This window comes from Sulfitobacter sp. G5_S2_6_S6 (genome assembly GCF_054968505.1).
Genome location: NZ_JBQKUI010000006.1, coordinates 128,259 through 146,688, shown reverse-complemented (window position 1 = coordinate 146,688; position 18,430 = coordinate 128,259). Strand labels below are relative to the sequence as shown.

Here is an 18,430-nt window from a genome sequence, read left to right as displayed (position 1 = left end):
AACCAACCCGCCACACGCTAGCTGTGCGGATTACCGCACAGCACGCAGCGCAGTTGTGCGAAAATCCGCACAGGCTAGCTGCGAAAGTCCTCGGGCCGAATCCCGTAGCGGGCCAGCTTGTCATAGAAGGTCTTGCGCGGCAGTTTCAGCGCCTGCGCCGCCGCACTCGCCTGCCCCTCGGCACGGCGCAAGGCCGCGCGCAGCAGGGATTGTTCCACCTGCGCCATCTGGTCCGCCAGCCCGAGGTTCGCATCCGGCGTCACCTCGTCCGAGACCCCCATGACAAAGCGCATCGCCTCTGACATCAGCGCGCGCGCGTTGCCGGGCCAGTCCCGCGCCATCAGCCCCGCGATCATTTGCGGCGTCACTTCGGGCGGCTGCACGCCCGACTGCTCTGCCGCCTGATCGACGTAGCGGCGAAACATCGTGGCGATATCCTCGGGGCGTTCAGCCAGCGACGGGATGCGCACGGTCATGACCTCGAGCCGGTAATAGAGATCCGCGTGGAACTGCCCCTCGGCCACCAATGACTGTAGCTCCCGCGCGCTGCCCGCAATGAGACGCACATCTGGCACCTGCTCAAGCGCTTCGATCAGGCTCAGTTGGGTCTGCGCGGGAAGCTGCGCGACCTCGTCCAGAAACAGGCACCCGCCCGAGGCGGCGTGCAGCGCATCGCTCACATCATCGGGACTAAGCCCCGCGGCAGCACGTTTGACGAAGGGCCCTTTGGAGCGGCGCGAGGATAGGTGGATCACCTCTGACACCTTCGAAATACCAGAGCCCGACGGGCCGGTGACCAGCACCTCGGCATTGGCCTGCGCCACGCGCCGCACCTTGTCGCGCAGCCGTTCTGACAGATCCGACGACCCGAAAATCATCCGCGCCGCCGGATCGCCGGTTTCCACGATATGCAGCAGCCGACGGTTTTCCAGCACCAGCGCGCGGGTTTTCAGTGCGCGTTCAATCACAGTGACCAGCGCGGCGGGGGCGCAGGGTTTTTCAAGGAAATCAAAGGCCCCTGCCTCCATCGCGCGCACGGCCATGGGGATGTCGCCTTCGCCTGTCAGCAGGATCACCGGCAGGTCGGGATCCTGTTCATGGGCATAGGCCAGCAGGTGAAACCCGTCGCGCCCGGGCATGCGCATGTCCGATAGGATGATGCCATCGAACCGCTCGGTGATCCTATCCTTGGCAGCCACGAACGACCCCGCGGCGACAACATCAATATCGGCAAGCTCCAGCGTCTGCGCCAGCGCCTCGCGGACAGAGGCATCATCATCGACCAAAAGAACGGTTCTGCTCATGCCTGCCCCTCCTCGCCCGTATCGGCGCGTTCCAGCGTGACAGAGAACATCGCACCGCCCGCGTCAAGGTTGGTGCCACGGATCCCCCCGCCAAAGCTTTGCACAATCCCGTAACTGATCGACAGCCCCAGCCCCATGCCCCCCATCGCACCCTCGGCACCGCCCCCCACGGATTTGGTCGTGTAGAACGGGTCGAACACCTTGTCTGGCATCTCGATCCCCGGTCCGGTGTCTCGGAACTGCACCCGCACGGGGTCGGCGGGATCGATTGTGATGCTCAGCCGTTTGGTGTCGCTGCTGCTCATGGCATCGACGGCGTTGGTGATGAGGTTTACAAAGACCTGCCCCAAGCGCACCTCGCCGCCGCGCACCCAGACGGGGGCATTGGCGGGCTGGTAGTCAAGGGTCACGCCCGCGTCGCGCAGATAGCTTTGGGTCAGCTCCACCGCGCTGGCGACCACGCGGGTCACATCCACGCGGGTCTGCGGCACGCTTTCTTGCCGCGCAAAGGCCCTCAGGTTCTGGATGATCCGCGCCATCCGGTCGGCCATCTGCGAGATGCGGGTCAGGTTTTCAGCCGTCCTGTCGGGGCGGTCACGCTCAAGGAATTGCACCGCGTTTTCTGCAAAGGACCGGATCGCCATCAGCGGCTGGTTCAGCTCGTGGCTGATGCCCGCCGACATCTGGCCAAGCGCCGACAGCTTGCCCGCCTGCACCAGATCCGCCTGCGCGCGGCGCAGTGCGGCCTGCGCCTCTTCCCGCTCGGTCGCTTCGCGGCGCAATTCGGTGTTGCTGGCGTTCAGGGCGGCGGTGCGTTTGGCGACCTGCCGCTCAAGCGCCGCGTTCGCCTCTGACAGGGCGCGGCGGCGCTCGGTCGCGAGAAACAGCAGCGCGCCAAAGGCAAGGCAAAGCGCTGCCACCGCCGCCGCCTGTGCCCGTGCCAAACGTTGCGCGCCCTCGATATCCAGCAGCACCTCGCCCGTCATCCCCACCACCGGCAAGGCGCGGGTCAGATGCAAGGCGGCGTCGGGCAGATACGGCCCCCAGCCCATATGCCAGATCTCGTGGCCGCGCACGTCAGACACCGCGAAATCCAGCGCCGCACCATCTGGCGGCACCAGCCCCTGCGCCGCACGGGGACGCGCCCAGAACAGCAGCTCTGACCGGTTTGCGATCTGGACGACCCCGTCGGTGTCGGTGAAGAACGCCGCCGGATTGCTGCCGCGCCAGTCATAATCGATGCCGTTCAGATCAGTCGACACCACAACGGCACCGCGCACCTGCCCGTCGGGCGCGAAGACAGGGGCGGCGTGGAAATAGGCGCGGTCGGTCAAGGGCGCGGCGGGGCCGTGCCCCCATCCAAGTGCACCGCGCAAGGCCCGCAGGACAAAGCGTTGATCCGCCCGTGGCACCCGCACCGCTTCCGCGCCAAGTGCCGCGACGATCACATCGCCGGATCGGTCAAGCACCTGCACATCCAGCGCCGTGGTCTTATCCGCGACCTCTTGCAAAAATGCCTGCGCCTCGACCGCCGGACGCCGGTCCAGCACCTGCGCCACCTGCGGGTGATCCGCCAGAAACACCGCCAGATCGCGGTACCGCTGCAACTGCCCGACCAGACGGTCGCTGACCAGCGACAGATCCGCCTGCCCCCGCGCGCGCAGCTGGTCCAGCCCTTGCAGATAGGCATAGCGCCAGACCCCGCCGGAGAGGACCGACACGGTGATCAGAAACAGCACAAAGGTCGCGACGCGGCGGCGCATTCCGGAGGTCATGGCGTTATTTGGCACAGACCCGCTTGCAAAGACCAGAGCCACAGCTATTGCTAGGCCCCATGAAAACACTGAACCTTTCCCCGCTTGATCCCGACTTCGTCCAAAACCCCTATGCCGCCTATACGCGCGCACGTGCGCAGGGCCCCGTGCTGTTCTGGCAAGACTACGGGATGATGGCCGCTTTTGATGCGGCGACGGTGCAGGCCTTGCTGCGTGACCGCCGTTTGGGCCGCGAGACCCCTGCCGACCAGCGCAAGCCCACGCCCGATCACATGCGCGACTTCTATGCGGTGGAAGACCAATCGATGCTCGAGCTTGAGCCGCCAACCCACACCCGCCTGCGCGGGTTGGTGCTGCGTGCCTTTACCTCGCGCCGGATTGCCGGTCTCGCCCCCGAGATCGAAGAGATTGCCCAAGCCCTGCTGGCCGACCTGCCCAAGGGCGAAGCCTTTGACCTGATCCCCGCTTTTTGCACCCAATTGCCCGTGCGCATCATCGCGCGGCTGCTTGGCGTGCCAGAGGATATGTGGCCCGACCTGCTGCGCTGGTCCAATGATATGGTCGCCGTCTACCAGATCGGCCGGACCCGCGCGACCGAAGAGGCCGCCAATACCGCCGCCGCAGATTTCACCGCCTTCCTGCGCCGCTATGTCAATGAGCGTCGCCAAGACCCGCGTGACGACCTGATCACCCAGTTGATCGCTGCCGAAGAAGACGGCGAAAAACTGAGCACGGATGCGCTGATCGGCACGTGTATCCTGCTGCTGAACGCAGGCCACGAGGCGACGGTACACGCGCTTGGCAACGGGATCGCCTGCTTGCTCGAAAATAACACGCCCGCCAGCGCCCTCGCCCCCGATGCGATCAACGCCACGGTCGAAGAGATCCTGCGCTACGACCCGCCCCTGCATGTCTTTGAACGTTTCGCCTACGAGGATATCGAACTGGGCGACGTCACGCTGGAAAAGGGCCGCAAAATTGCACTGGTGCTGGGGGCCGCGGGTCGCGATCCCGCGCTTTACGACCAGCCCGATGTGTTCGACCCGACCCGTCCGGCCAAGGCCCACGCGGCCTTTGGCGGTGGTTTGCATTTCTGCGTCGGCGCGCCGCTGGCTCGGCTGGAAATGCAGATCGCGTTGCGTGCGCTTTTTGACCATGCGCCAAACCTGCAACTGGCCGAAGCACCGCGCTTTGCCAATACCTACCATTTCCACAAGCTGGAACGGTTGATGGTGACGATCTAAGTCGCGCCTCCCCGCGCCACGGCGTTACAGCGGCAGCATCGTGGTCGATTTGATCTCTTCCATCGACAGCAACGCTGTGACGTTGTGCACGCGGACCTCAGAAATCAGCGCCTGATAAAAGGCATCATAGGCGCGGGCGTTCTTGACGCGGACCTTCAGGATATAGTCGATGTCCCCCGCCAGCCGGTGCGCCTCTTGCACTTCGGGACGGTTTTTCAACGCCTTGAGGAACGCCGCCTGCCAGTCGGCCTCGTGGGACGACGTACGGATCAACACGAAGAAACACGCTTCGAAGCCAAGCGCCTCTGCGTCCAGCACAACCGTATGCTGCCCGATCACCCCGGCCTCGCGCAGTTTACGAATCCGGTTCCACACAGGGGTCTTGGAACTGCCGACCTCGCGCGCGATATCGTCCAATGACTGGCTGGCATCGCGTTGTAACTGCGCTAGAATTTTCCGGTCCACGTCATCGATCCGAACGTCCATTCTGCTTTTCCTTCACTCTGTGGTCTGTTGTTCTGTTTGCGCGGCTGAATGGAACGTACGTCCTTATATCCCCAGACACCTAGCGCCTTATTGGAATTATTTCCTATATAGAGCTCAAGCTAAGCGCAAGGACCGAACCACATGGATCATTTCCCAATCTACCTGTCCACCAAGGGCCAGCGCATCGTCTTGTCAGGCGGTGGCGAAGCGGCATTGGCCAAGCTGCGCCTGCTGCTCAAGACCGAAGCCAAGATCAGCGTCTTCGCCCCGACCCCCGTGCCCGAGATCGCGGCATGGGCCGATGCGGGCCGCCTGACGCTACACACCCGCGCCCTGCGCCATGGCGATGTGCTGTGCGCGAAACTCTTCTACGCAGCCGATGAAGACGAGACCGAAGACGCCCGCACCGCCGCGATTGCGCGTGCCGAGGGGGCATTGGTCAATATCGTCGACAATCTGCACGACAGCGCCTTTATCACCCCCGCCATCGTCGACCGTGACCCCGTGACCATTGCCATCGGCACCGAAGGCGCGGCCCCCGTGCTGGCCCGTGCGATCAAGGCCGATCTGGAAGAGCGTCTGCCCACAACGCTGGGAACGCTGGCGCGGATCGGCAAGGGTTTCCGCAAGATGGCCGACGCCCTGCCCTTTGGCCGCCCGCGCCGCGATTTCTGGCGTGACTATTACTTTGCCGCCGGCCCCCGCTCCGTGGCGGATGGCAAAGCCGCCGTCGAAAACGCGCTGAACACGCTGCTGGCCGACCACCAGTCCCGCGCCGCGCGTGCCGGTCACATCGCTTTTGTCGGTGGCGGCCCCGGTGACCCCGAACTGCTGACCCTCAAGGCGCGCCGCGCATTGGACGAGGCCGATGTGGTGATTTACGACCGGCTGATCAGCCCCGAGATCCTCGAACTCGCCCGCCGCGAGGCGCTGATGATCGACGTGGGCAAGGAAGGCTTCGGCCCCTCCACCGCGCAGGAAACCATCAACGATCTGCTGGTCGAACACGCGCAGGCGGGGGCCCAGGTGGTCCGTCTGAAATCCGGCGACGCCACCATCTTTGGCCGCCTGGACGAAGAGATCGACGCCGTGGACGCCCATGGCATCGGCTGGCACATCGTACCGGGGATCACCTCCGCCTCTGCCGCCATCGCGACCATCGGGCAAAGCCTGACGAAACGCGGGCGCAACGCCTCTGTCCGGTTCCTGACGGGTCATGACATGAAAGGGTTCGCCGATCATGATTGGGCCGCTTTGGCCCGCCCGGGCGAGGTCGCCGCGATCTATATGGGCAAGAAATCCGCGCGGTTCATCCAAGGCCGCCTGCTGATGCACGGGGCCGATCGCAGCACGCCTGTCACGCTGGTCGAAAACGCCTCGCGCGCGGATCAGCGGATTGTCGAGACCACGCTGGACCGTCTGCCCACCGACCTGAGCGCGGCCAATCTGACCGGCCCCGCCCTGACTTTCTATGGGCTGGCACCCCGTGCCGCCGCCCGCGCCACCACCGAATTGTTTCAAGAGGAGATGGCATAATGGCCAAGCCCTTCACCCCCAAAGTCGTCACCGCCAATGCCTTGCTGGAAGGCGACGTGATCTACCAGACCGCCACCGGCTGGACCCGCAAACTGGAAGAGGCCGAAGTCCTGACCGACGAGGCCGTCGCCGATGTGCGTCTGATCGATGCGATCCAGCAAGCAGACCTGACCGTCGGGGCCTATCTGGCCGATGTCGACACCAGCACAGACACACCCAAGCCATCGCATTTCCGCGAAGCATTCCGCGCCAAGGGTCCAAGCAACTACACCCACGGCAAGCAGGAGGTTCAATAATGTACAGCTACACCGAATTTGACGATGCCTTCATCGCCGAACGCAATGCACAGTTCCGCGCACAGGTCGAACGCCGCATCGACGGCTCCCTGACCGAGGATGAATTCAAGCCCCTGCGCCTGATGAACGGGCTCTATCTGCAGCTGCACGCCTATATGCTGCGGGTCGCGATCCCCTATGGCACGCTCAGCAGCCGCCAGATGCACAAGCTGGCCGATATTGCTGCCAAATGGGATAAGGGCTACGGCCATTTTACCACGCGCCAGAACATCCAGTACAACTGGCCCCAGCTGCGTGATGTCCCCGATATGCTGGACGCGCTGGCCGAAGTGAACATGCATGCCATTCAGACCAGCGGCAACACCATCCGCAACGTGACCGCCGACCATTTCGCCGGTGCCGCCGCGGATGAAATCGCCGATCCGCGCCCCGTGGCCGAACTGATCCGGCAGTGGTCCACCGACCACCCCGAATTCCAGTTCCTGCCGCGCAAGTTCAAGGTCGCTGTCTCTGGCGCGCCCCATGACCGTGCGGTGATCAAGGCCCATGATATCGGCCTGCAAATCGTCGAGAAAGACGGCGAGATCGGCTATCAAGTCATCGTCGGCGGTGGCCTTGGCCGGACCCCGATGATCGGCAAGGTGCTTTATGACTTCGTCAGCTCCGAAGACCTGCTGCCCACGCTCGAGGCCATTGTCTCGGTCTATAACCTGTTGGGCCGCCGCGATAATAAGTACAAAGCGCGTATCAAGATCACCGTGCATGAGAACGGCATCGACGACATCCGCGCACGGGTGGACGCCCGCTATGCGTTGATCCGTCCGCAGTTCACCGGCGTCGACCAGCAGATGCTGTCGCGGATCGAGGCGGATTTCGCCAGCCCGACGTTCAAGACCGCCCCGACGGACGCTTATACTGCTGCCTATGACAGCGATCCCGTGTTCAAAAGTTGGGCCGACACCAACCTGACCGACCACCGCGATCCGTCCTACGCGATCGTGTCGATCAGCCTCAAGGCCCACGGCAAGACCCCGGGCGACGCCACTGCCGAACAGATGCACCGTATGGCTGAACTGGCGGCCGAGTACGGCCATGACGAACTGCGCATCAGCCACGAGCAGAATGTGATCCTGCCCCATGTGCACCGCGGCGACCTGCCTGCGCTGCACGCGGCGTTGAAAGAGGTCGGCCTTGCCACGGCCAATATCGGCCTGATCAGCGATATCATCGCCTGCCCCGGCATGGACTACTGCGCGCTGGCCACAGCCCGCTCGATCCCGATTGCCCAGGAAATCGCGACCCGCTTTGACGAGCTGAAGCTGGAACACGATGTCGGTCCGCTCAAGATCAAGATCTCGGGCTGCATCAATGCCTGCGGCCACCACCACGTGGGCCACATCGGGATTCTCGGGCTCGACCGCGCCGGTGTCGAAAACTACCAGATCACTCTGGGCGGTGACGGCACCGAAAACGCCGCCATCGGAGAGCGCGCCGGTCCGGGTTTTTCCGCCGACGACATTATTCCGGCGATTGAACGGTTGGTAAAAGGCTACCTCGACCTGCGCAGCGACGCGGGCGAGACCTTCTTGCAAACCTATCGTCGCCTCGGTCTTGCCCCGTTCAAGGCCGTCCTCTACCCGGAAGCACAAGCCAATGCCGCGTGATCAACTGACACTTCCAAATGGGGAAAAAATCCTCCCCGAAGGGCCGGACCGCGTCGCAGCGCTGACCCGTCAGGTGGAAAAGCTGAACGATGGCCTGCGCCATCACAGCGCCACCGACGTGCTGCGTGCCGCGATCGACAACGTGCCCAATCTGGCGCTTGTCTCAAGCTTCGGGGCGGAATCCGTCGCCCTGTTGCACCTTGCCTCTATGGTGAAACGTGATCTGCCGGTGTTGTTCATCGACACAGAGATGCTCTTTGCTGAAACGCTGGTCTATCAGCAAGAGCTGAGCGAACGGTTGGGGCTGCGCAATGTGCAGACGATCCGGGCGCAGGACGTGGCAGAGAAAGACCCCGATGGGACGCTGCATCTGCGCGACCCGGACGCCTGCTGTGCCTTCCGCAAGACCGTGCCCCTGCAGCACGCGCTAGAGGGGTTCGACGGTTGGATCACGGGGCGCAAGCGGTTCCAGTCCGGCACCCGCGCCAGCCTGCCGTTCTTCGAGGTCGAAACCCCCGCCGATGCGCCTGCGCGGATCAAGGTGAACCCGCTGGCCCATTGGCAGGCCTCCGACGTGTCGGACTATATCGACGAGAACCGCCTGCCCCGTCACCCGCTGGTGGCCCAAGGCTACCCCAGCATCGGGTGCGCCCCCTGCACCACCAAGGTGAAACCGGGCGAAGACCCCCGCGCCGGTCGCTGGAGAAACATTGAAAAAGAAGAATGCGGCATCCATTTTGTCGATGGCAAGATGGTCCGCACAGGAGCAAAGACATGACACAGTTGATCAATGATCAGGGGTTTGTGGCGGATGATTTCGCCACGCCCTACGCCCCCTTCGATGCTGCTGAAGGCGTAGAGGCGGGTGCGACCGCCCTTGACGTCCCCTCTGACGTGCAGCCGGAAACGATCCCTGTTGATGGTGCGATCTCGATGATCCGCGTGGCCTTCCCCAGTTCGGCCGACGGGCGTGGCTTTACCATCGCGCGCCAACTGCGGTTGCGCGGCTACACCGGACGGCTGCGCGCACATGGACATGTGATTGCAGACCAATACGCTATGGCGCGCCGGTCGGGCTTTGACGAGGTCGAGATCCCCGATGATCTGGCCGCGCGTCAACCGCAGGACCAATGGCTGGCCCGTGCAAACTGGCAAGAGCATAATTATCAGGCGCGTCTGCGCGGCTGATCGGGGTTTTCGCCCCAAGATGCTTTCCCTGCCCCCTCCCTTCCCCTAGAGAAAGGCTGCGTGCCGCGATCCGCGCGTAGATGAAATTATGACCGAGCAGAATGTAGTGACCCAACCCGACGCCAAACCCGTACCCACGTTGCCTGACGCGCAGACCGTGACTTCTGTCAAACACTGGACGGACCGGCTGTTTTCCTTCCGCGTGACCCGCCCTGCGTCCTTGCGCTTTCGCTCGGGCGAGTTTGTGATGATCGGCCTGATGGGCGATCCGCACCCCGAGACCGGCAAGCAAAAGCCGCTGCTGCGCGCCTATTCCATCGCCTCGCCCTCCTGGGACGAAGAGCTGGAGTTCTATTCGATCAAGGTGCAGGACGGCCCGCTGACCTCGAAGCTGCAACACATCCAGCCCGGCGACCAAATCATCCTGCGGCCCAAGCCCGTCGGCACGCTGGTGCATGACGCGCTGCTGCCCGGCAAACGTCTGTGGCTTTTCGCCACCGGCACGGGCTTTGCACCCTTTGCCTCGCTGCTGCGCGAACCGGAGACCTACGAGAAATTCGACCAGATCATCATGACCCACACCACCCGCGATGTGGCCGAGCTGGACTATGGCCGCACGCTGGTCGAGAGCCTTGCCGATGATCCGCTGATCGGCGAGATGATCGGCGACAAGCTGGTCTATTATCCCACCACCACCCGTGAACAAAGCCCCAAGATGGGCCGCATCACTAATCTGCTGCAGGACGGCACGGTGTTCAAAGACCTCGGCATCGACGGTATCAGCGCCGACACCGATCGCGGCATGGTCTGCGGGAGCCTTGAATTCAACAAGGACATCAAGGAGGTGCTTGAAGGTTTCGGGCTGGAGGAAGGGGCGAACTCCGACCCCAAACACTACGTCGTTGAAAAGGCCTTTGTCGGCTGATCCAACGCAGCGGTGTCCTTGCATGGGGCACCACAGATAAAACAAAAGCCGCGCTCTCTTTCGAGGCGCGGCTTTTTCATGTCTGGCGGATCGGCTTTGCGTGGGCCTCGATTAAAGCGCCAGCGCCTCGCGGATCCGTGCGAGGATCGCGCGCAGGGCATCGGGATTTTCACCGGCGGTGACCAGCCCTTGCTTCAGCAGCGCTTTTTGCGTGGCGGGCAGATCAGAGGTGTCGATCATGGTTTGCACCTTTTCCAGATCAAAGCCATCGACGGTAGTCAACTGCTCTGGCGTGTCAGCATCGGCGGTGACGTCGGCCTGAACTTCTGTATCGGCTGCAGCCCCCGCATCAGCGCTGGCCTGTGCATCTGTCGCGGCGACGGCGGCGGCTTCTTCCTCTTGAACCGCTGCGGCGTCTGCTTCGGCTTGCGGGTCAGCGGCGGGTGCCGTGCCCGCTTGTGTGGTGCTGGCGGCATCGCTTGCCTCTGAATCGCTGGCAGCCATGGCATCGGCCTCTGCGCTGGTGGAAACCTCCGCGTTGCCTTCTGCGGTATCATTCGCCGCTTGCGTTGCATCCTCGGCGATCTGCTTGCCCGCGTTCATGGCATCCTCGCCCGCCTCTGCCGCGGCATCGGCCACATCCTCAGCCGCTTCCGACAGCGCGTCGGCTGCGGTATTCGCGGCCTCTGTGGTGGCTTCTACCGCCTCGGTCACTGCGCCCTCTGTCGCCTCGACAGCGTCGCCCACAGCTTCGGTCGCACTTTCCAGCGCGGCGGGAGCATTGACGGCATCCGACGCATCGGTCGCAATCTCCTGGACCGAGCGGCCCGAATACAACATGTACGCGCCAAGCGCGATCAACCCTGCGATGACAATCCAGATGAGGTTTTTCATGATGCTGTGGTTCCTTTGAAGTTTGTTAATCCCCTGCTGCACATACTATATGCCAACACATAGCGTCAAATGCGCGATACGCTGCTTCCCCTTGGGTAAATCCCCCAAAAATACGCGGTTTTACCCTGTATATGCGCCATTTTGCGACTTGAAGAAGACCATGAGCAGGTTTACCTTCCGTGCTCGACATCAGTACAACAATCAAAGGACGACCATCATCGCTCGCAGACCGCATAACGCGCCGCCGCAAAGAGACACCGGCCCGCGCATCAACGAAAACATCCGCGCCAACGAAATCCGCCTGATCGGTGCGGATGGGGAAAACGTCGGCGTCGTGACACCGGATCGCGCCATGGAAATGGCTGTTGATGCCGGACTTGATCTGGTCGAGATTTCGCCCAATGCCAACCCGCCCGTGTGCAAGATCATGGACTTTGGCAAATTCAAGTATGAGACGCAAAAGCGTGAAGCCGAAGCGCGCAAGAAGCAAAAGATCATCGAGATCAAAGAGGTCAAGTTCCGCCCGAACACCGATACCAATGACTATGACGTCAAGATGCGCAACGTGTTCAAGTTCCTCGACAATGGGGACAAGGTAAAGATCACGCTGCGGTTCCGCGGCCGTGAGATGGCCCACCAGAACCTTGGCCGCGAGCTGCTTGAACGCGTTGCCGAAGACACCAAAGAGGTTGGCCGCGTTGAAAACTTCCCGAAGATGGAAGGCCGCCAGATGGTCATGCTCATCGGGCCGCTGCCAAGCAAATAATTCCGGGTCTTACAGTCCCGAGACGCAAAAAGCCCCCGCAGTTTCCTGCGGGGGCTTTTCTATGTCTTGAAGGACGCGGTTACTGACGCAGCAGACCTGTGATGTTGCGCACAACCGCACGACGGTTGGCGGGTTCAGCGGTCTCGGTCGGTACTTTCAACGCGCTTTCACCGTAGCCTTGGGTGATCAGGTTGGCTGGCGGCACGTCAAAATACTCGGTCAGGGCCAATGCAACGGTCTCGGCACGACGGTCAGACAGCGCAAGGTTGTAGCCCGCATTGCCAACCGCATCGGTGTGCCCTTCCACAAGGATCACAGTGCGCGGATCATCCTTGATGGCATTGCTGATCGCGGTCCCGATCTTGGACAGCGCGCGGGCCTGTTCAGGCTGGATTGCAGCCGACCCTGTGGCGAAACGCACAGCGTCCAGCTCGATCTCTGGTGCTAGGGCACGGACCTGACGGACATCACGCACCTGACGCAGCGAATACCGCTGGGCCTGATCCCCACGCAGCTGCGTTTGCAACGCGGCACGCAGCGCTTCCTCGTTCTGCTGGCTGGCCAGCGTATTGGCCTGCGGACGGACCTGAGGCAGCTCGTTCACAACGATACGCTCTTCGGCTTGGGTGTCATCGAACAGCACATATTCATTGCCCTGTGGATCGACGTTGATCCGGCGCAATACGGTGCCGTCCCGACCCAGAATGGTCACGATCTTGCTGCCGTTAGGCTTGATCACAGTGGTGCGCGAAGAGCCGTCGTTGAACGTCTCGCGGCGGACTTCGTCACCGGCCTGACGCACAAGCGCATCATCGTCTTTCAAAACGCGCAGGTCCCCATTCGGATCTTCAACAACCAGACGGTCACCCGAGTTGCTCACGACCTTCGAGCCGTTATTCAGGATCGACCCGACAGCCACAGCACCGATGCCGACAAGCAAGGCTTTCTCGAACTTGCTCAGCCCGTCGTCGTCATCCTTTTTGGCTTCGGTTTTGGCCTCGGCAGAGGTGTCACCAGTGACGGCCGTCGAAAATTCTTCGTTCGAGGCGCGCGTGTCTTCTTCGGTGACCTCTTCTACCACAACATCGGCCTTGGCTTCACCGCTGTCAGCAGCGGCGGCGGCTTCGGCAGCAGCGGCTGCATCAGCGGCGCGCTGTTCCTGACGGGCTTCTTCCGCAGCCTGTTCGGCGGCAAGATCAGCGGCAATCTGCTCTTCCGTTTGCTGCTGGGTTTCGGCCTCCGCCTGCGTTTCAGTGTCGGAAGAGCTGTCTGCCGGCACGTCGGTCTCGGCTTGGGTTTCTTCGGTCGACTCAGTCTCTGCCGGCTCTGCCTGAGCTTGCGCCTCTGCCTCTACGCCAGCGTCGTTTTCAGCGGCAGGGGCGTCTGCCTGTGTCTCGGCAGACTGCGCTTCAGGGCTGTCCGAGGTTTCGGCAGCCGCAGCGGCGTCTTGCTCTGCCTCGGCTTCGGCTGCGGCCTTGGCTTCAGCGTCTGCGGCGATCTGTGCAGCGACCGCATCCTCACGCTCTGCTTCGGCCTGCGCTTCGGCGGCAGCAGCTTTCTCGGCCTCGGCGGCTTGTGCGTCTGCAGCGGCCTGAGCTTCGGCGGCCTCTTGTTCAGCGGCCTGCGCGGCGGCGGCGGCTTCTGCATCGGCGGCAGCTTGCGCTTCAGCGGCTTCTGCTTCAGCTGCAGCGGCGGCGGCCTCTGCGTCGGCAGCAGCTTGCTCTTCCGCGGCGGCTTGGGCTTCTGCAGTGGCAGCGGCTTCGGCCTCGGCGGCGGCGGCAGCTTGCTCTTCCGCGGCGTCTACGGTTTCAGCGGCGGCTTCTGCATCGGGCTCGGCTTGCGCGTCGGTCTGGGCTTCCGCCTCAAGACCAAGCGCCTGCGCCAGATCGCCATCGGCACGCAATGTCATCATTTGATCCGCATCCGCCACGACACTGCCGTCAGGCAGCACGCATGGGAACACGGTTTGCTCCCCTTCGGCCACGCAGCTTTCTGTTGTCTGGGCAAAACCACCTGTGGGCAAAGCCAGCGCCAAACACATGGTCAAAGAGGTCGTCGATTTCAAAAGTTTATACATTCCTAATCCTCACGGGGTTATGGACGCCGTTCGGGCAGCGTTACGGCACAACACCGGTGCTGCAAAATCGTTCCCAACCCTGCGCAAGTGATAATCATCCAGACAGCAAAAAACCGCCCCAAGGTTTCCCAAGGGGCGGTTTTCATTGAAGTATCGCGTGGTTTAGGTCAGCGCGGCAACTGCCCGTTTTGTCATCACAGCAACCAGATGCGCACGGTAGTCACCACTGCCGTGTAGATCGCTGATCATGCCGTCACCGGGCAGGCTCAACCCCGATAGGGCATCCACGGCAAAACTCCCGCTCAGCGCGGCTTCTGCATCGCTCCACCGGAAGACGCCATCCTCCGACGCCCCCGTCACCGCGACCCGCACACCGTCCGCGAATTTTGCCACAAACACCGCCACCAGCGGGAAGCGCGAGGCAGGTTGGATGAATTTCTCGTAATGTGCCTTCTCGGGGATCGGGAAACGCACTTCGGTGATGATCTCGCCCTCGTCCAGAGCGGTGGCGAACATCCCCTCAAAGAAATCATCCGCCGCGATCTCGCGCGCGTTGGTCACGATCGTCGCACCGCTGGCAAGCACCCCTGCCGGATAACAGGCCGAGGGGTCGTTATTCGCGACCGATCCGCCGATGGTGCCACGGTTCCGCACGGCCGGATCACCGATCCGCGCGGCCAGACTGGCCAGCCCGGGGTAATGTGCCTCTGCCTCTTTGGCGACGGTCGCATGTACGGTACCCCCACCGATACACAGACGACCGTCATCGCCCATACGCACACCGCGCATGTCCTCGATCCCGCTCAGCGACACCAGAACCGACGGCATCGCCAAGCGTGCCTTCAGCGTGGGGATCAGCGTTTGCCCGCCACTTAACGGTTGCGCCTCGTCCTGCCCCAATGCCGAGACCGCCTCGGCCACTGTCGCGGGTTTCACTACATCAAAATCATACATCTTGCGTCCTTCCAGTCAGAGAGCGGGCAACGGCCCCAAACGCCTCTCTTCATTTTGCCAATAAACTCCGGGGGCGCGGGGGTTGGCCCCCGCTACACCTATTTTTTTCGCGCCACGGCGCGAAGATGCAGCCCCCGCCTTGTCTCATCCTCTTATCCGTTCATCGCCGCCCAAACCCGCGCCGGTGTGACAGGCATGTCGATATGCCCGACATCCTTACCGCCCGATCGCATGGCGTCCAACACTGCATTCACCACCGCAGGCGGCGACCCGATGGCCCCTGCCTCACCGCAGCCTTTCACGCCCAAGGGGTTGTGCGTACAGGGCGTCTGGCACGAATGGTCAACGGTATAGAACGGCAGATCGCTGGCCCGTGGCATCGCGTAATCCATGTAGGACGCGCTGAGCAACTGACCGTCGCTGTCATAGGCGCAATTCTCCATCAGCGCTTGCCCGATGCCTTGCGCGATCCCGCCGTGGACCTGACCGCTGACGATCATCGGGTTGACGATATTGCCAAAGTCATCCGCCGCCGCAAAACGGTCAATGGTGACATGGCCGGTTTCGGGGTCCAGCTCGACCTCGCAGGCGTAGGCACCGGAGGGATAGGTAAAGTTCGACGGATCGTAGAAAGCCGTCTCCTCCAGACCGGGCTCGATATCCTCCAGCGGATAGTTATGCGGCACATAGGCAGCCAGCGTCACATCCCCCCAAGCAACGGATTTATCCGTCCCCGCCACGGTAAAGGCTCCGTCTTTCAGCTCGATATCCCCTTCCGAGGCTTCCAGCAGGTGCGACGCGATCTTGGTGGCCTTGGCGATGATCTTTTCTGTGGCGCGGACCATGGCCGACCCGCCAACCGCAAGGGAGCGCGAGCCGTAGGTCCCCATCCCCATCGGGGTGTTGGCCGTGTCGCCATGCACGATCTCGACCATCTCTTCGGGGATACCGATCATCTCGGCGATCACCTGCGGGAAGGCGGTTTCATGCCCCTGCCCGTGGCTGTGGCTGCCGGTCATCACGACCAGACCGCCCGTCGCATTGACCCGCACGGTGGCGGATTCATACAGACCCGCCCGCGCGCCAAGCTGCCCCACAAGGTTCGAGGGCGCGATGCCGCACGCCTCGATATAGCAGTTCACGCCGAACCCACGCAGCTTGCCCTTGGCCTCGCTTTCGTTGCGGCGCGCGTCGAAACCGGCGAAATCGGCGATCTCTTCAAGCTTGTCCATCGTGGCCACATAATCGCCCGTGTCATATTCCACCGCGACCGGCGTGGCATAGGGGAATTCGGTGATGAAGTTCTGCCGCCGCAGCGCAATCGGGTCGACCCCAAGCTCATGGGCGCATTTATCCACCAGCCGTTCCAGCTGATAAGTCGCTTCTGGCCGGCCCGCGCCGCGATAGGCATCGACGGGCACGGTATTGGTAAACACGGCCTTTACGTTCACATAGATCAGCGGCGTCTTGTAGTTGCCCGCCATCAAGGTGCCGTGCAGCCATGTGGGCACCGACGGCGCGAAGGTCGACAGATAAGCCCCCATATTCGCGTAGGTATCCGTGCGCAGCGCGGTAAAGTTATTGTCCGCGTCCAGCGCCATCTGGATCTTCGTCACATGGTCGCGCCCGTGGGCGTCGGACATGAAGGCCTCGGACCGGCTGGAGGTCCATTTCACCGGACGGTTACAGGCTTTGGCGGCAAAGGTGCAGAACGCCTCTTCCTGATAGTGGAAAATCTTGGTGCCAAAGCCGCCGCCCACATCGGGGGCCACGACGCGCAGCTTGTGTTCGGGGATGCCCAGAACAAAGGCCCCCATCAGCAGGCGGATCACATGGGGGTTCTGGCTGGTCGTGTAAAGCGTATGATCGCCTGTCCCGCGTGCATAGTCGCCGACGGCGACGCGCGGCTCCATCGGATTGGCGACCAGACGGTTGTTGACCAGTTCCAGCGTGGTGACATGGGCCGCGTCTTCAAAGGCCTTGTCCACGGCAGCCTTGTTCTCTTCGACAAAGCCCCAATCGTAGCAGAGGTTCGAGGTCAGATCGTCATGAACCTTGGGCGCGTCTTCCTGCACGGCCTGCTTCATATCGACGACGGCGGGTAGATCGGTGATATCGACGACGATCGCCTCTGCCGCATCGCGGGCCTGCGACAGGGTTTCCGCCACGACAGCCGCAATCGGTTCGCCCACGTGGCGGACCTTGCCTTCGGCCAGCACGGGGTGGCGCGGCTCTTGCATGGGCTCGCCATGCTTGTCCGTGACCTGCCAGCCGCAGGGGATCGACCCAACCTCGGCGAAATCAGCACCGGTAAAGATTTTCACGACCCCCGGCATCCCCTCTGCCGCGGCTGTATCGACCGAATTCAGCACCCCATGGGCGATATCCGAGCGCAGAAAGAACACATGCGCCTGTCCGTGCAGGTTGATATCGTCGGTATAATTCCCCTCACCGGTCAAAAACCGGATATCCTCGCGCCGCTTGCTGCTGGCACCAATTCCGCCGTCCTTTGGCATGGTCAATTCCTCCCTATGGGGCACGGATCGGGTCCGTACCGTCGTATGTGGCTTTTGCGTTTGGCTTTATTCTTATGTCGTCAATCTATGGGTTGCTGCGGTTCCCCGTTTGCATGGGAAAGCGCGGTTTTCAGGATGGGTGCGCCGTGTCCTCCCGCCCCTGCATCAACAGGGCCGCACGTCGCACGGTGGTTATTCGGCAGCCAGCGCGCTGACGTCCTGACCGGATGCGGCCATGATCGCTTTGACGATGTTATGGTAACCGGTGCAGCGGCAGATATTGCCGTCCAGATAGTGCCGCACCTCTGCCTCGGTCGGCTTGGGGTTGTCTTTCAGCAGCGCCGAGGCCGACATGATCATGCCCGGTGTACAAAAACCGCATTGCAGCCCGTGGTGGTCCTGAAACGCCTGCTGGATCACTGTCAGCGATCCATCGGGGTTGGCCATGGATTCGATCGTCTTGACCTCGGCCCCGTCCGCTTCGACCGCGAGCATGGTGCAGGCCTTGACCGCCTCGCCGTTGACATGAACCACGCAGGCCCCGCACTGGCTGGTGTCGCAGCCGATATGCGTGCCGGTCAGGCTCAGGTTTTCGCGCAGGAATGACGCCAGCAACGTGCGCCCTTCGACGGCACCGGATGCAGGTTTGCCGTTCACGGTCATTTTGACCTCGGTCATGATGTTCCTCCCGTTTTATGTCATGTGTTGGGTAGAGTTAAGCACGCCAAAGGGGCGTTGAGAACAGAAATTTTTCGCATGGGTTGAACTTCGCGGGCGCGGCGCGGCGACGGGCCTTGCGTCAGGG

Annotated in this window: 16 protein-coding genes; 8 read left to right on the top strand and 8 right to left on the bottom strand. The window is 62.5% G+C overall.

Annotated elements, in window-relative coordinates:
- Nucleotides 1–74: 74 nt before the first annotated feature.
- Nucleotides 75–1,304, bottom strand: coding sequence for a sigma-54-dependent transcriptional regulator (locus ACTRWK_RS12030; protein WP_037944055.1), 1,230 nt, complete (start codon nt 1,302–1,304; stop codon nt 75–77).
- Nucleotides 1,301–3,067: an ATP-binding protein gene (locus ACTRWK_RS12025; RefSeq protein WP_037944053.1), complete on the bottom strand. Its 1,767-nt coding sequence runs from the start codon at nt 3,065–3,067 to the stop codon at nt 1,301–1,303. The genes ACTRWK_RS12030 and ACTRWK_RS12025 overlap by 4 nt, the downstream gene beginning before the upstream one ends.
- Before the next feature lie 71 nt (nt 3,068–3,138).
- Here ACTRWK_RS12025 and ACTRWK_RS12020 point away from each other — a divergent pair, with 71 nt between their 5' ends.
- Nucleotides 3,139–4,323, top strand: coding sequence for a cytochrome P450 (locus tag ACTRWK_RS12020; protein ID WP_184582291.1), 1,185 nt, complete (start codon nt 3,139–3,141; stop codon nt 4,321–4,323).
- A 24-nt stretch (nt 4,324–4,347) separates the two neighbouring features.
- On the opposite strand, the gene ACTRWK_RS12015 is transcribed toward ACTRWK_RS12020, so the two are convergent.
- The gene (locus ACTRWK_RS12015; protein WP_005853026.1) at nt 4,348–4,809 is read right to left on the bottom strand and encodes an Lrp/AsnC family transcriptional regulator; all 462 of its coding nucleotides are present in this window, start codon (nt 4,807–4,809) and stop codon (nt 4,348–4,350) included.
- Between the two features lie 141 nt (nt 4,810–4,950).
- On the opposite strand from ACTRWK_RS12015, the gene cysG reads away from it, so the two are divergent.
- The 6 genes from cysG (at nt 4,951) to ACTRWK_RS11985 (ending at nt 10,418) form a co-directional block, all read left to right on the top strand.
- Nucleotides 4,951–6,345 (top strand): siroheme synthase CysG, encoded by a 1,395-nt coding sequence (gene cysG, locus ACTRWK_RS12010; protein WP_289081783.1) that lies wholly within the window; start codon nt 4,951–4,953, stop codon nt 6,343–6,345.
- Entirely contained in the window at nt 6,345–6,641 is a 297-nt protein-coding gene (locus tag ACTRWK_RS12005) for a DUF2849 domain-containing protein (RefSeq protein WP_005853022.1), read from the top strand. The genes cysG and ACTRWK_RS12005 overlap by 1 nt, the downstream gene beginning before the upstream one ends.
- Nucleotides 6,641–8,305, top strand: a complete 1,665-nt coding sequence (locus ACTRWK_RS12000; RefSeq protein ID WP_037944050.1) for a nitrite/sulfite reductase — start codon at nt 6,641–6,643, stop codon at nt 8,303–8,305. Before ACTRWK_RS12005 ends, ACTRWK_RS12000 begins: the two co-directional genes overlap by 1 nt.
- Entirely contained in the window at nt 8,295–9,083 is a 789-nt protein-coding gene (locus ACTRWK_RS11995) for a phosphoadenylyl-sulfate reductase (RefSeq protein WP_005853020.1), read from the top strand. The genes ACTRWK_RS12000 and ACTRWK_RS11995 overlap by 11 nt, the downstream gene beginning before the upstream one ends.
- A complete protein-coding gene (locus tag ACTRWK_RS11990) occupies nt 9,080–9,493 on the top strand; it encodes a DUF934 domain-containing protein (RefSeq protein ID WP_005853018.1) in 414 nt (137 codons plus the stop codon). Before ACTRWK_RS11995 ends, ACTRWK_RS11990 begins: the two co-directional genes overlap by 4 nt.
- 88 nt (nt 9,494–9,581) lie before the next feature.
- A complete protein-coding gene (locus ACTRWK_RS11985; protein WP_289081782.1) occupies nt 9,582–10,418 on the top strand; it encodes a ferredoxin--NADP reductase in 837 nt (278 codons plus the stop codon).
- Nucleotides 10,419–10,529: 111 nt separating this feature from the next.
- Here the strand turns inward: ACTRWK_RS11985 and ACTRWK_RS11980 are convergent, their stop codons facing one another.
- The gene (locus tag ACTRWK_RS11980) at nt 10,530–11,312 is read right to left on the bottom strand and encodes a hypothetical protein (RefSeq protein ID WP_289081781.1); all 783 of its coding nucleotides are present in this window, start codon (nt 11,310–11,312) and stop codon (nt 10,530–10,532) included.
- A 160-nt stretch (nt 11,313–11,472) separates the two neighbouring features.
- On the opposite strand from ACTRWK_RS11980, the gene infC reads away from it, so the two are divergent.
- Nucleotides 11,473–12,078, top strand: coding sequence for a translation initiation factor IF-3 (infC, locus tag ACTRWK_RS11975; protein ID WP_005853012.1), 606 nt, complete (start codon nt 11,473–11,475; stop codon nt 12,076–12,078).
- A 79-nt stretch (nt 12,079–12,157) separates the two neighbouring features.
- On the opposite strand, the gene ACTRWK_RS11970 is transcribed toward infC, so the two are convergent.
- The 4 genes from ACTRWK_RS11970 to ACTRWK_RS11955 all read right to left on the bottom strand — a co-directional run bounded on the left by ACTRWK_RS11970 (nt 12,158) and on the right by ACTRWK_RS11955 (nt 18,303).
- Nucleotides 12,158–14,155 (bottom strand): OmpA family protein, encoded by a 1,998-nt coding sequence (locus ACTRWK_RS11970; RefSeq protein WP_289081780.1) that lies wholly within the window; start codon nt 14,153–14,155, stop codon nt 12,158–12,160.
- A gap of 162 nt (nt 14,156–14,317) precedes the next feature.
- Nucleotides 14,318–15,109: an FAD binding domain-containing protein gene (locus tag ACTRWK_RS11965; protein WP_005853008.1), complete on the bottom strand. Its 792-nt coding sequence runs from the start codon at nt 15,107–15,109 to the stop codon at nt 14,318–14,320.
- Nucleotides 15,110–15,261: 152 nt separating this feature from the next.
- Entirely contained in the window at nt 15,262–17,625 is a 2,364-nt protein-coding gene (locus tag ACTRWK_RS11960; protein WP_289081779.1) for a xanthine dehydrogenase family protein molybdopterin-binding subunit, read from the bottom strand.
- A 192-nt stretch (nt 17,626–17,817) separates the two neighbouring features.
- Complete coding sequence (locus ACTRWK_RS11955) at nt 17,818–18,303, bottom strand: (2Fe-2S)-binding protein (RefSeq protein ID WP_005853005.1); 486 nt, start codon at nt 18,301–18,303, stop codon at nt 17,818–17,820.
- Nucleotides 18,304–18,430: the final 127 nt, after the last annotated feature.

Coding starts and splice junctions, on each gene's coding strand:
- ACTRWK_RS12015 (WP_005853026.1), bottom strand. CDS start 4,809: ATGGACGTTCGGATCGATGACGTGGACCGGAAAATTCTAGCGCAGTTA.
- ACTRWK_RS11995 (WP_005853020.1), top strand. CDS start 8,295: ATGCCGCGTGATCAACTGACACTTCCAAATGGGGAAAAAATCCTCCCC.
- infC (WP_005853012.1), top strand. CDS start 11,473: ATGAGCAGGTTTACCTTCCGTGCTCGACATCAGTACAACAATCAAAGG.
- ACTRWK_RS12000 (WP_037944050.1), top strand. CDS start 6,641: ATGTACAGCTACACCGAATTTGACGATGCCTTCATCGCCGAACGCAAT.
- cysG (WP_289081783.1), top strand. CDS start 4,951: ATGGATCATTTCCCAATCTACCTGTCCACCAAGGGCCAGCGCATCGTC.
- ACTRWK_RS11985 (WP_289081782.1), top strand. CDS start 9,582: ATGACCGAGCAGAATGTAGTGACCCAACCCGACGCCAAACCCGTACCC.
- ACTRWK_RS12030 (WP_037944055.1), bottom strand. CDS start 1,304: ATGAGCAGAACCGTTCTTTTGGTCGATGATGATGCCTCTGTCCGCGAG.
- ACTRWK_RS11965 (WP_005853008.1), bottom strand. CDS start 15,109: ATGTATGATTTTGATGTAGTGAAACCCGCGACAGTGGCCGAGGCGGTC.
- ACTRWK_RS11970 (WP_289081780.1), bottom strand. CDS start 14,155: ATGTATAAACTTTTGAAATCGACGACCTCTTTGACCATGTGTTTGGCG.
- ACTRWK_RS12005 (WP_005853022.1), top strand. CDS start 6,345: ATGGCCAAGCCCTTCACCCCCAAAGTCGTCACCGCCAATGCCTTGCTG.
- ACTRWK_RS11980 (WP_289081781.1), bottom strand. CDS start 11,312: ATGAAAAACCTCATCTGGATTGTCATCGCAGGGTTGATCGCGCTTGGC.
- ACTRWK_RS12025 (WP_037944053.1), bottom strand. CDS start 3,067: ATGCGCCGCCGCGTCGCGACCTTTGTGCTGTTTCTGATCACCGTGTCG.
- ACTRWK_RS11960 (WP_289081779.1), bottom strand. CDS start 17,625: ATGCCAAAGGACGGCGGAATTGGTGCCAGCAGCAAGCGGCGCGAGGAT.
- ACTRWK_RS11955 (WP_005853005.1), bottom strand. CDS start 18,303: ATGACCGAGGTCAAAATGACCGTGAACGGCAAACCTGCATCCGGTGCC.
- ACTRWK_RS11990 (WP_005853018.1), top strand. CDS start 9,080: ATGACACAGTTGATCAATGATCAGGGGTTTGTGGCGGATGATTTCGCC.
- ACTRWK_RS12020 (WP_184582291.1), top strand. CDS start 3,139: ATGAAAACACTGAACCTTTCCCCGCTTGATCCCGACTTCGTCCAAAAC.